General features: G+C 70.0%; 9 protein-coding genes and 2 tRNA genes. 9 read left to right on the forward strand and 2 right to left on the reverse strand.

The features are described from left to right. Nucleotides 1–107 precede the first annotated feature (107 nt). The 4 genes from ACIBJC_RS16345 (at nucleotide 108) to ACIBJC_RS16360 (ending at nucleotide 3362) form a co-directional block, all read left to right on the forward strand. Entirely contained in the window at nucleotides 108–1220 is a 1113-nt protein-coding gene (locus tag ACIBJC_RS16345; RefSeq protein ID WP_399292584.1) for an SDR family oxidoreductase, read from the forward strand. A gap of 99 nt (nucleotides 1221–1319) precedes the next feature. Continuing rightward, a complete protein-coding gene (locus tag ACIBJC_RS16350) occupies nucleotides 1320–1778 on the forward strand; it encodes a molybdenum cofactor biosynthesis protein MoaE (RefSeq protein WP_399292585.1) in 459 nt (152 codons plus the stop codon). Nucleotides 1779–1997: 219 nt separating this feature from the next. Next, nucleotides 1998–2168: a hypothetical protein gene (locus ACIBJC_RS16355; RefSeq protein ID WP_329829274.1), complete on the forward strand. Its 171-nt coding sequence runs from the start codon at nucleotides 1998–2000 to the stop codon at nucleotides 2166–2168. Between the two features lie 105 nt (nucleotides 2169–2273). Next, nucleotides 2274–3362 carry a PDZ domain-containing protein gene (locus ACIBJC_RS16360; RefSeq protein ID WP_399292586.1) on the forward strand — a complete coding sequence of 363 codons (1089 nt, stop codon included), beginning with the start codon at nucleotides 2274–2276 and terminating at the stop codon, nucleotides 3360–3362. Between the two features lie 106 nt (nucleotides 3363–3468). Here ACIBJC_RS16360 and ACIBJC_RS16365 read toward each other — a convergent pair whose 3' ends face one another. Beyond that, nucleotides 3469–4029: a PPA1309 family protein gene (locus ACIBJC_RS16365; RefSeq protein ID WP_399292587.1), complete on the reverse strand. Its 561-nt coding sequence runs from the start codon at nucleotides 4027–4029 to the stop codon at nucleotides 3469–3471. 125 nt (nucleotides 4030–4154) lie between these two features. Here ACIBJC_RS16365 and ACIBJC_RS16370 point away from each other — a divergent pair, with 125 nt between their 5' ends. From ACIBJC_RS16370 to ACIBJC_RS16385, 4 genes are all read left to right on the forward strand, one after another. Beyond that, nucleotides 4155–7100 (forward strand): UPF0182 family protein, encoded by a 2946-nt coding sequence (locus ACIBJC_RS16370; RefSeq protein WP_399293176.1) that lies wholly within the window; start codon nucleotides 4155–4157, stop codon nucleotides 7098–7100. Nucleotides 7101–7143: 43 nt separating this feature from the next. Then, nucleotides 7144–7217 (forward strand) — tRNA-Met (locus ACIBJC_RS16375). Between the two features lie 193 nt (nucleotides 7218–7410). Further along, nucleotides 7411–9381 carry a tetratricopeptide repeat protein gene (locus ACIBJC_RS16380; RefSeq protein WP_399292588.1) on the forward strand — a complete coding sequence of 657 codons (1971 nt, stop codon included), beginning with the start codon at nucleotides 7411–7413 and terminating at the stop codon, nucleotides 9379–9381. Between the two features lie 120 nt (nucleotides 9382–9501). Continuing rightward, nucleotides 9502–9575, forward strand: a tRNA-Met gene (locus tag ACIBJC_RS16385). A gap of 107 nt (nucleotides 9576–9682) precedes the next feature. Here the strand turns inward: ACIBJC_RS16385 and ACIBJC_RS16390 are convergent. After that, nucleotides 9683–10099: a Fur family transcriptional regulator gene (locus ACIBJC_RS16390; RefSeq protein ID WP_329829278.1), complete on the reverse strand. Its 417-nt coding sequence runs from the start codon at nucleotides 10097–10099 to the stop codon at nucleotides 9683–9685. A gap of 144 nt (nucleotides 10100–10243) precedes the next feature. On the opposite strand from ACIBJC_RS16390, the gene ACIBJC_RS16395 reads away from it, so the two are divergent. After that, a complete protein-coding gene (locus ACIBJC_RS16395; RefSeq protein ID WP_399292589.1) occupies nucleotides 10244–11695 on the forward strand; it encodes a catalase in 1452 nt (483 codons plus the stop codon). Nucleotides 11696–11851 lie beyond the last annotated feature (156 nt).

An 11851-nucleotide genomic window follows, 5' to 3' on the forward strand; every position in this document is an offset into this window, starting at 1 on the left:
TTCCGGGCTCGATGCTCCGTCGGCCGATGGCCTGCGGCAGGATGGACGTCACCTGGTACGTACGCGCCATTCACGTACGTATTGAAGACAACCGCTGGAGACGCCCGGTGAGTTCCCCAGATCCGCAGGTTCGCGCAGCGCGAAACCGCTCAACCCCGACCCCGTCCCGCGGCCCCGTCGTCGCGGTCACCGGCGCCGCCTCCGGCGTCGGTGACCTGCTCACCCGGCGCCTGGCCGCGTCCGAGGAGATCAAGCAGGTCATCGCCATCGACGAGCGCCGGGGGGAGGTCTCCGAGGCCCAGTGGCACATCCTCGACGTCCGTGACCCGGCCATCGCGGAGAAGTTGCGCGGGGCCGACGTCGTCGTGCACCTCGCGCTCGACCTCGACCTGGAGACCGACGCCGCCGCCCGGACCGCGTACAACGTGCGCGGTACACAGACCGTGCTCACGGCCGCCGCGGCGGCCGGGGTGCACCGCGTCGTGCTCTGCACCTCGGCGATGGTCTACGGCGCCCTGCCCGACAACGACATCCCGCTCTCCGAGGACGCGGAGCTGCGGGCGACCGCCGAGGCCACCGGCGTCGGCGACCTCCTGGAGATCGAGCGGCTCGGCCGCCGCGCGCCCCGCGCGCACCCCGGCCTGAATGTGACGGTCGTACGGCCCGCCGTCCTCGTCGGCGGTACGGACACGGCCCTCACCCGCTACTTCGAGTCGCCACGGCTGCTCGTCGTCGCCGGATCCCGCCCCACCTGGCAGTTCTGCCATGTCGATGACCTGGTGAGCGCGCTGGAGTACGCGGCGCTCGAAAAGGCCGAGGGGGAGTTCGCGGTCGGCTGCGACGGCTGGCTGGAACAGGAGGAGGTCGAGGAGCTGAGCGGCATCCGCCGCATGGAGCTGCCCTCGGCGGTCGCCCTGGGCGCCGCCGCCCGGCTGCACCGGATCGGCCTCACGCCGTCCCCGGCCGGCGATCTCGCGTACACGATGCACCCCTGGGTGGTCAGCGTGAGCCGGCTGCACGACGCGGGCTGGCGGCCCCGGTGGACCAACGAGGAAGTCCTCACCGCCCTCCTCGAAGAGGTGGAGGGCCGCCACACGGTCGCCGGACGCCGTCTGGGCCGCAAGGATGCCACGGCGGCGGGTGCGGCGGGCGCGACGGTCGCGCTGCTCGGTACGGCCGCGCTGGTACGGCGGGCCCGTAAGGCGCGGCGCCGGATCTGAGCCACCCGCGCGGGCCCCGCGCCGCGCTCCTGCTCGTCCTGCTCCGGTCCGGGGGAACGGATGTTCCATGGCGCTCGTGCCGTACGGCACGATGGGTCCATGGCGAGTACGCGTTCCCACCCGGGCGAGCAGGCGGCGCAGGATCCCATCCGGCTGCTCGCGATCCGTGACACCCCGCTCAGCGTCGACGAGGTCTTCCGCGCGGTGGGGGAGGACGCGGCGGGCGGTACGGCGCTCTTCGTGGGCACGGTGCGCAACCACGACGGCGGCGCGGACGTCGACGCCCTCGGCTACTCCTCCCATCCGTCGGCGGAGGCCGAGCTGCGGCGGGTCGCGGAGAAGATCGTCGCCGGTCATCCGGTGCGCGCGCTGGCCGCCGTCCACCGTGTGGGGGATCTGGAGGTCGGGGATCTGGCGGTGATCGTCGCGGTCTCCTGTCCGCACCGGGCGGAGGCGTTCGAGGCGTGCAGAAAGCTGATCGACGACCTCAAGAACGAAGTGCCGATCTGGAAGCACCAGAAGTTCTCGGACGGAACAGAAGAATGGGTGGGCGCGTAGCGCCTCGTTGAGGGGTGGCGGTCGGGCGACGGGTGGGCGGGTGGGCGCGTAGCGCCTCGTTGAGGAGAGGGAGCGCCCTCGGCGCAGGGGGCTCCACCGGGGGCCTCCACCCGTACGGCCCGATTTGCGTAACCGCCTTCCGGCCAGCAGCGTTGGTGCTGCAGATGGTTAATCTGCTGATCGGTCAGTTCACAGACACTCATGGGTCGGGAGGTCGGTATGGCCGCACTTGCCTGGTTGTTGATCCCGCTTTTCGCTGCTGTTGGCGCGGCGATATGGGGAAGCTGGGTCTCCAGGGACCGCACGATAGGGGACATGGCCGAGCTCAACGGCTATGCCCGGTTCCGTGACGCGATGGAGAAGGCGGAGACCGAGTCCGAGCCGGTCTGAGTCCGTGGGCCCCGCGGGCCCGTCGGTCCGCGGCCACGGGCCCTGTGACCTCGTACGGACCGGCCCCGGGGGTGCACTGACAGAGCCTTCCCGTACTGTCGTTCCATGCCACGCCGCACCGCGACGATGCTCGCTTCCACCCTCGTCCTCATCGCGCTGCTCTGCGCGGGTGTGCTCATCAAGGTCCCGTATTCGGAGATGAGCCCGGGGCCGACGGTGAACACACTGGGTGACGCCGGCGGTGAGCCCGTACTTCAGATCTCCGGTCGTAAGACGTATCCGACATCGGGTCATCTGAACATGACGACGGTCAGGGTCACGGGCGCGGACTACAACATGAACATCGTCGAGGCGGTCTACGGCTGGCTGGCCCACGACAGTGTCGTGGTGCCGCACGACACCCTGTATCCGGACGGCAAGACGGAAGAGCAGTCCACGCAGGAGAACGCGGAGGAGTTCAGCCAGTCCCAGGAGAGCGCCAAGGTCTCCGCCCTGGCCGAACTGGGCATCCCGTACTCCTCCCGCACGATTGTCTCCTCGGTGATCAAGGACAGCCCCTCCGAGGGCACCCTGCACGCCGGTGATGTGATCAAGGCCGTGGACGGCACGGAGATCAAGGCGCCCGAGGACGTGGCGAAGCTCGTCACGAAGCACAAGCCGGGCGAGGACGTCGTCTTCACCCTCGTGCCCGCCAAGGAGGCGAAGGCGGCGGAGAAGTCCGGCAAGGAGCCGACGGCCACCGAGAAGGTCACGATCACCACGCGGAAGTCCGACGAGGGCGACCGCGCGATCGTCGGCATCCAGGCGGGGACCGATCACACGTTCCCGTTCACCATGGACATCAAGCTGGCCGACGTGGGCGGTCCGAGCGCCGGGCTGATGTTCTCGCTCGGCATCGTCGACAAACTCACTCCCGGCTCGCTGACGGGCGGCAAGTTCGTCGCGGGTACGGGGACCATCGACGACAAGGGCGAGGTCGGCCCGATCGGCGGTATCGAGATGAAGCTCGTCGGCGCGCGGAACGCGGGCGCGCGGTACTTCCTCACGCCCGACCAGAACTGCGCCACCGCGGCCTCGGACATCCCGAGCGGCCTCACCCTGGTCCGGGTGAAGACGATCAAGGACGCGACGCGGTCGCTGGAGAAGATCCGTACCGGGGACACGGCCGGCCTGCCGAGCTGTTCGGCAAGCTGACCGGCCGTACCCGCGGAGGACGCGCTCAGGCGGCGCGGTACGGCGCCTGAGCGCGCCTGTAGGGCTTCCTGCTGCCTGTAGGGCCCTGTCGCGACTCGAAGGCGGGTTACGACTCGAAGGTGGCCGACAGCGCCTCCGCCAGCCCCGGGACCAGCCCGGAGCCCGTGAGGACCTCGTTCGGGGAGTCCTTCTCGCGCAGCCGCAGCGCGGACTCCCGGGCGCCGTCCCGCAGCACGGCCACGGTCATCCGTACCTCCTGGCGCTCCGGGTGGGAGGCGACCCACGCGGCGAGCGCCGTTTCGTCCAGATTGTCCGGTACGGACGCCTCCGCGGACGGCGGCAGCATCAGCCGCTCCACGGTCATCGCGCAGCCCGCCACCGCCCCGGGCCACGCGATGGTGCCGAGGAACTCGTCCAGCGGGGTGCCCGCCGGGATCTCGTCCTGTTCCACGGGGGTGAGGGGGGCGGCGGAGCCGCCGTCCTCGTCGAGACCCAACTGGGCCGCGAGTTCGGGTTCGTCGGTGCGCAGCCGCGTCGTGTCGACGAGCGCGAAGAGCCGGGCGGGCTGGTCCCAGCCGAGCGTCGAGGCGTATTCGTCGATTTCGAGAACCGCTCGGGTCAGCGGGCTCGCGGCCATGGGGGTGCCTGAGGGAGAAACAGTGGACATGGTCAATATCCTGCCTCCTTCGGACCCGGGTGCGGGAACTAGGTAAAGCCTCAGTAAGTTGAACAAGCTGAACCACACGCATTCACACGACCGCGAACTTCGAGGTGCGCACGTTGGCTTTCCAGATGCCGGACCGCGGCGGAGGCCCGACCGGGCCACGGATCAGAGTGGGCCGGCCTTCCCGTCGGGCTCGGACCCTGCTCATGACTTTGGGCGTGCTGGCCGTTCTGGCCATGCTCTTCGTCATGTTCGCGGGGTTCTGGACCGACTGGCTCTGGTACCGCTCGGTGAAGTACTCATCGGTTTTCACCACCACTCTCTGGACCAAGATCGGTCTGTTCGCGGTCTTCGGACTGCTGATGGCCTTCGCGGTCGGGCTGAACATCTGGCTGGCGCACCGGCTGCGGCCGCCGCTCAGCGCGATGTCCATGGAGCAGCAGAACCTCGACCGGTACCGGATGGGGATCGCCCCGTTCAAGAAGTGGGTGCTCCTCGGGATCACCGCGCTGGTCGGGCTGATCGCGGGAGCCTCCGCCGCCGGCCAGTGGCGTACGTGGCTGATGTGGGTCAACGGGGTGCCGTTCGGCCAGAAGGACCCGCAGTTCAAGCTGGACGTGGCGTTCTACGCGTTCGACCTGCCCTGGTACCGCTTCATGCTGGCGTTCGGCTTCGCGGCGGCCGTGCTGTCGCTGATCGCCGCCGCGCTGACCCACTACCTGTACGGCGGGCTGCGGATCACCAGCCCCGGCGCGCGGGCCACCGCGGCGGCCACCGGTCATCTCTCGGTGCTGCTCGGTGTCTTCGTCTCGCTCAAGGCGGTCGCGTACTGGCTCGACCGGTACGGCCTGGCCGTGAAGTCCAGCGACTTCAAGGCGACGGGCAACTGGACCGGTCTGCGGTTCACGGACGCGAACGCGTTCCTGCCCGCCAAGACGATCCTCTTCTGCATCGCGGTCATCTGCGCCCTGCTGTTCTTCGCGACGCTCTGGCGCCGTACGTGGCAGCTTCCGGTGATCGGCTTCGGCCTGATGGTGCTCTCGGCGATCCTGATCGGCGGCCTCTACCCGGGGATCGTCCAGAAGTTCCAGGTCGAGCCGAACGAGCAGGCCAAGGAAGCCCCGTACATCAAGAAGAACATCGACGCCACGCGTCAGGCGTACGGCATCGACACCGCCGATGTGCAGGACTACGGCGGCAAGGGCGACCCGGACAAGAAGGCCGAGCAGCGCAAGGCGGCCGACTCGGCGGCCAGCTACCGGCTGGTCGACCCGAATGTCGTCTCGCCCGCGTTCCAGCAGCTCCAGCAGGAACGTAAGTACTACCAGTTCCCCTCCACGCTGGACGTCGACCGGTACCCCGGCCCCGACGGCAAGCCGCAGGACACGGTCGTCGGTCTGCGCGAGCTGAACATCACCGGTATCCCGAAGCGCAACTGGATCAACGATCACTTCACGTACACCCATGGGTACGGGCTGATCGCGTCCAAGGGCACGAACACGGTGACGGACGAGAACGAGGGCACCATCGGCGCCCCCGACTTCACCGAGTCAGGACTGCCGACCACCGGTGAGATCCCCAAGTACGAGCAGCGCATCTACTACGGGGAGAAGACCGAGCAGTACTCGATCGTGGGCGGCCCGCAGAAGGAGCTGGACTACGAGAAGAACGGCGAGCAGACCACGAGCTACCGGGGGAAGAGCGGCGTCGACCTCTCCAACCCGCTGAACCGCGCTGCGTACGCCGTGTCCTTCAGCGAGCCCCAGATGCTCTACTCCGGCGCCATCGGCGACGGCTCGCGGATTCTGTACAACCGCACGCCCAAGGAGCGCGTCGAGGCCGTCGCCCCCTGGCTGACCATCGACGGCGACGCGTATCCCGCCGTGGTCGACGGCCGGATCCAGTGGATCGTCGACGCGTACACGACGACGAACGGCTACCCGTACGCGTCCCGTACGACGCTCGGCGACACGACGGCCGACTCGCTGACCGACAGCCAGCGCGCGGTCGTCGCCCAGCAGAACCAGGTCAACTACATCCGGAACTCGGTGAAGGCCACCGTCGACGCGTACGACGGCTCGGTCAGCCTGTACCAGTGGGACACCAAGGACCCGGTGCTCAAGACCTGGATGAAGGCGTTCCCGGGCACGGTGAAGCCGAAGGCCGACATCGACAAGACGCTGCTGGACCACCTGCGCTACCCGCAGGACATGTTCAAGGTGCAGCGGGAACTCCTCACCCGCTACCACGTCACGGACCCCGCGCAGTTCTACAGCGGCAGTGACGCGTGGCAGGTGCCGGACGACCCGACCACCAAGGACAGCAACTCGGTCCCGCCGTACTACCTGAGCCTGAAGATGCCGGGCCAGGACGATCAGAAGTTCTCGCTGACGACGACCTTCACGCCCAACGGGCGCCCCAACCTGGGGGCGTTCATGGCGGTGGACGCCGACGCCACCAGCACGGACTACGGCAAGATCAGAGTCCTGAGGGTGACGTCCACGGTCCAGGGCCCGCAACAGGTGCAGAGCGAGCTGAACGGCGTGCCCGAAGTCGCCGAGTTCGTCAGGAACCTGAGAGGCACCGACTCGGACATCGAGTACGGCAACCTCCTGACGGTGCCGCTCGACGGAGGCTTCCTCTACATCGAGCCGGTGTACGCGCGCGGTGGCAGCGCCAACTACCCGCTACTGAAGAAGGTGGCCGTCTCCTACGGAGGCAAGCCGGTCTTCAAGGACACCCTTCCCGAGGCGCTGAACGCGGTGTTCGGCGCGGAGGGTACGGAGCAGCCGGGCACCACGGAGCCGCCGGGCGACACCACCACGCCGCCGGCCACCGGCGACAAGGCCCTCCAGCAGGCCATCGCGGACGCCCAGAAGGCGTACGAGGCGGGCGAGGAGGCGCTGAAGAAGCCGGACTGGGACGCGTACGCCCAGGCCCAGAAGGACCTGCAGAGCGCGCTCGAAAGGGCCGCCAAGGCGAAGCCCGGCTCGGGCGACGGGGCCGGTGACGGGGCCGGCAGCGACTCCGGCGCCGACTCCGGCAGCGCGGACGGCGGTGGCGATACGAGCTGACCTGGCTTCACCTCCGCCCCGTGGTACGGTTGGGACACAACGACGCGGGGTGGAGCAGCTCGGTAGCTCGCTGGGCTCATAACCCAGAGGTCGCAGGTTCAAATCCTGTCCCCGCTACGGCGAAGTCAAGGGCCCGGATCCTTCTAGGATCCGGGCCCTTGCCATGTGTCCGTCCCAACTGGGCAGCAGATGGGCTCAGTTGGTCCCCGGAGGGTTTGATGTGTCTCTCTGTGGGCATGTCGACAAAACGCTGTAGTGACCTTGTGGGGCGCGGTATACCGGCTGTACGCGGCCGGCGGGTGGTGCGACGATGGAAAATATGGGGGATAGGGCAACTCTGTTGGAGACAGGGCGGTATGTGCAGCCACACGTGAACGACGCGGCCGGTGGGACCGGAGCCGCCGACGGGCCCGACACCGAGGCCGAGGCGAGACACCGCCGCGCCGCCGACGCCGGGGACACCGCGTCGATGAGCGTGCTCGGCGCCCTGCTGCTGCGCCGTGGTGATCTCGACGGCGCCGAGCCGTACCTGCGCGCCGCGACCGCCGAGGGCGAACGCGCCGCCGCCAACAACCTGGGCGTACTCCTGCACCAGCGCGGATACGTCGACGACGCCGCCGGCTGGTGGCGGATCGCCGCCGTCGCCGGCTCCGCCCCGGCCGCCCACGCGCTCGGCCGCCACTACCGCGAACTCGGCGACGAACCCGCCGCCGAGTACTGGCTGCGCCAGTCCGCCGAACAGGGGCACGCGCTGGGCGCCTACGCCCTCGCCGACCTGCTGGAGCACCGCAGCGACGTCGGGGCCGAGCGCTGGCTGCGCGCCGCCGCCGAGCAGGGCCACCGCGAGGCTGCCTACCGGCTCGCCCGCGCACTGGAGCGCAGAGCCCGCGAGAGCGCCCGCTCCGGCGCCGACGTGGTCTACCGGGCCGGTACGGCCGGACCGGCCCCACGAGGCCGCCGTACGGGCCAGGAGCCGCTGCTCTCCATGGACCCCGTCACCAGCACCGACCCCCGGCTGCCCGCGTACACCGGGACACCGGGCCCCGCGACCATGTCCGGGCCCGCGGCCTCCCTCGTCAGCGAGGCCGCCCAGTGGTACCAGCAGGCCGCCGCACGCGGCCACCGCCGCGCCGCCCTGCACCTCGGCGCGATCCTGGAGCGGCGCGGCGAGCTCAAGGAAGCCGGCCGCTGGTACCTCAGCGCCGCCAAGGACGGCGAGGCGCGGGCCGCCTGCGCCCTCGGCTTCCTGCTGCGCGATGCCGGGGACGAGGAGAGCGCCGCCGTCTGGTGGCTGCGCGCCGCCCAGGAGGGCGACGGGAACGCCGCCAACGCCCTCGGCGCGCTGCACGCGGCCCGGGGCGAGCCGCAGACCGCCGAACGCTGGTACCGCGCCGCCATGGACGCGGGCGACGTCAACGGCGCGTACAACCTCGGGCTGCTCTGTGCCGCCCAGGACCGTACCGTCCAGGCCGAGCAGTGGTACCGCCGCGCCGCCTACGCGGGCCACCGCGAGGCCGCCAACGCGCTCGCCGTCCTGCTCCTCCAGGCCGACGACGCGACGGGCGCCGAACCCTGGTTCTCCAAGGCCGCCGAGGCGGGCAGTGTGGACGCCGCGTTCAACCTCGGCATCCTGTACGCGGGCCGCGACGACGACGGCGCCGCCCTGCGCTGGTACGAGCGCGCCGCGGCGGCCGGACACACCGAAGCCGCCCTCCAGGTCGGCATCGCCCGGCTGCGCGACGGCGACGACCGCACGGCCGAGCGCCACCTGCGCTGCGCGGCCGGCGGCGGCAGCGCGGAGGCCGCCTTCCGGCTGGCCACCGTCCTCGACTCGCGCGAGCCCCCGTCGGGGCCGCCCGCGCTCGGCGAGCCGCACGGCGTGAAGAGCGAGTGCGAGCAGTGGTACGAGCGTGCCGCCGAGCAGGGCCACCGCCGTGCCCAGGTGCGCGTCGGTATGCTCGCCGCCGCCCGGGGCGACATCAACGACGCCGCCCGCTGGTACCGGGAGGCCGCGGAGGCGGGCAGCCGTAACGGCGCCTTCAACCTCGGGCTGCTCCTGGCCCGCGAGGGCGGCGAGCGGGAGGCCGCGCTGTGGTGGACCAGGGCCGCCCAGGCCGGGCACGGCAGGGCCGCGCTGCGGCTCGCGCTGCTGGCCGCGCGCCGGGGCGAGCTGACCGAGGGGCAGCGCTGGTGCGCGCGCGCCGTGGAACTGGGCCCGGCGGAGGTGGCGGAGCGCGCGGCGCGGCTGCGCGAGGCACTGCACCAGGAGCTGACCGCGTGACCCGGGTCACCGGGTCCGCACCCCGCGGCCCTCTCCGTGTGACCTGCGCCGATGGCGTCGGGCCCGCGGGGTAAGGGATTTGCACTGCCCGGCACCGTGACGTAATGTTTCATTCAACGGCGCGGGGTGGAGCAGCTCGGTAGCTCGCTGGGCTCATAACCCAGAGGTCGCAGGTTCAAATCCTGTCCCCGCTACTGAAGTCCTGAGGCCCGGATCTCCTTACGAGATCCGGGCCTCAGGCGTGTGTACGGCGATACGCGAGCCGGGACAGACGAAAGGCCCCGTCTCCGGGGCCTTTTCGTTACGCGGACGCGCAGTTGGGGCAGGTGCCCCGGTACGTCATCTCGACGCCCGAGACCGTGAAGCCGAAGCGCTCACCGGCCGGCAGATCGGCCAGCGGGTCGCCCGACGGGTGGACGTCCCTGATGGCACCGCACCGCGCGCACACCAGGTGGTGGTGCGGCCGGTGCGCGTTCGGGTCGTACCGCTTGGCGCGGCGGTCCGTCGAGACCTCGATGACCTCGCCCAGCGTCACCATCTCGCCCAGCGTGTTGTAGACGGTCGCGCGGGAGATCTCCGGGAGTCTCGCCACGGCCCGTTCGTGCACCTCGTCGGCGGTCAGATGGACATGGTCCCCATCGAGGACCTCGGCCACGACGCGTCGCTGCGCCGTCATGCGCCAGCCACGTTCGCGAAGTCGTTCCAACAGGTCACTCATGAAATCCAGCCTAACAGTGAAGGACCCCAGGTCCCGAACGAGTGTGACTTTGGATGCTCGCTTGACTTGGACAAAGTCCATTATAGGATCGAGGACGGAATCCGAGAGGGACAGAACTTGCACCGATTGACGCAGGAGGCGCACGTGACGCAGGGACCGCTCACCACCGAGGCCGGGGCTCCGGTCGCCGACAACCAGAACAGCGAGACGGCGGGCGTCGGCGGCCCCGTGCTGGTCCAGGACCAGGCGCTGCTGGAGAAGCTCGCGCACTTCAACCGGGAGCGCATCCCGGAGCGCGTCGTCCACGCGCGCGGCGCCGGCGCCTACGGCACCTTCACGCTGACCCGGGACGTCTCGCGCTGGACGCGGGCGAAGTTCCTCTCCGAGGTCGGCAAGGAGACGGAGACGTTCCTGCGCTTCTCCACCGTCGCGGGCAACCTGGGCTCCGCGGACGCGGTGCGCGACCCGCGCGGCTTCGCGCTGAAGTTCTACACCGAAGAGGGCAACTACGACCTCGTCGGCAACAACACCCCGGTGTTCTTCATCAAGGACGCCATCAAGTTCCCCGACTTCATCCACACCCAGAAGCGCGACCCGTACACCGGCTCCCAGGAGGCGGACAACGTCTGGGACTTCTGGGGGCTGTCGCCCGAGTCCACGCACCAGGTGACCTGGCTCTTCGGCGACCGCGGTATTCCGGCCACACTGCGGCACATGAACGGCTACGGCTCGCACACGTTCCAGTGGAACAACGAGGCGGGCGAGGTCTTCTGGGTCAAGTACCACTTCAAGACCGACCAGGGCATCAAGAACCTGACCTCGGAGGAGGCCGCGGTACTCGCCGGCCAGGACGCCGACTCGCACCAGCGCGACCTGCGTGAGGCCATCGAGCGCGGCGACTTCCCGTCCTGGACGGTGCAGGTCCAGATCATGCCGGCGGCCGACGCCGCCACGTACCGCTTCAACCCGTTCGACCTGACCAAGGTCTGGCCGCACGAGGACTACCCGCCGATCGAGATCGGCAAGCTGGAGCTCAACCGCAACCCGGAGAACATCTTCGCCGAGGTCGAGCAGTCGATCTTCTCGCCGGCCCACTTCGTGCCCGGCATCGGACCGTCCCCGGACAAGATGCTCCAGGGCCGGCTCTTCGCGTACGGCGACGCCCACCGCTACCGCGTCGGCGTCAACGCCGACCACCTGCCGGTCAACCGCCCGCACGCCACCGAGGCGCGCACGAACAGCCGGGACGGCTTCCTGTACGACGGCCGCCATCAGGGCGCCAAGAACTACGAGCCGAACAGCTTCGGCGGCCCCTTCCAGACGGACCGGCCGCTGTGGCAGTCCACGGCGGTCACCGGCGGCACGGGCAACCACGAGGCCCCGAGCCACGCGGAGGACGACGACTTCGTCCAGGCGGGCACCCTCTACCGCCTGATGACGGAGGACGAGAAGGGCCGCCTGATCGACAACCTGGCCGGGTTCATCTCCCAGGTCTCGCGCGACGACATCGCCGAGCGCGCGGTCGACAACTTCCGCCGGGTGGACGGAGACTTCGGCAAGCGACTGGAAGCCGCGGTCCAGGCCCTGCGCCGCTAGTTTTTAGGGCTCGGTTCGCCTCCGGGGCGCTTTAAGTCGGCGCCGACGGTCGACCGTGCTCGGTTCGCTCGTTCCTCACGAACCTGCGCGCGCTCTCCCTTACGGCGCCGACGCGCCCCTTCGGCTCACTCGCCGGCCAGACGGGGAGGCGGCCGC

It is taken from the genome of Streptomyces sp. NPDC050509, assembly GCF_044457965.1.
Lineage (GTDB): Bacteria > Actinomycetota > Actinomycetes > Streptomycetales > Streptomycetaceae > Streptomyces.

What these genes read in the sequence shown, in the direction of transcription:
- ACIBJC_RS16370 (WP_399293176.1), top strand. Translation starts at nt 4,155, where the DNA reads ATGCCGGACCGCGGCGGAGGCCCGACCGGGCCACGGATCAGAGTGGGC.
- ACIBJC_RS16350 (WP_399292585.1), top strand. Translation starts at nt 1,320, where the DNA reads ATGGCGAGTACGCGTTCCCACCCGGGCGAGCAGGCGGCGCAGGATCCC.
- ACIBJC_RS16360 (WP_399292586.1), top strand. Translation starts at nt 2,274, where the DNA reads ATGCCACGCCGCACCGCGACGATGCTCGCTTCCACCCTCGTCCTCATC.
- ACIBJC_RS16380 (WP_399292588.1), top strand. Translation starts at nt 7,411, where the DNA reads ATGGAAAATATGGGGGATAGGGCAACTCTGTTGGAGACAGGGCGGTAT.
- ACIBJC_RS16355 (WP_329829274.1), top strand. Translation starts at nt 1,998, where the DNA reads ATGGCCGCACTTGCCTGGTTGTTGATCCCGCTTTTCGCTGCTGTTGGC.
- ACIBJC_RS16365 (WP_399292587.1), bottom strand. Translation starts at nt 4,029, where the DNA reads ATGTCCACTGTTTCTCCCTCAGGCACCCCCATGGCCGCGAGCCCGCTG.
- ACIBJC_RS16390 (WP_329829278.1), bottom strand. Translation starts at nt 10,099, where the DNA reads ATGAGTGACCTGTTGGAACGACTTCGCGAACGTGGCTGGCGCATGACG.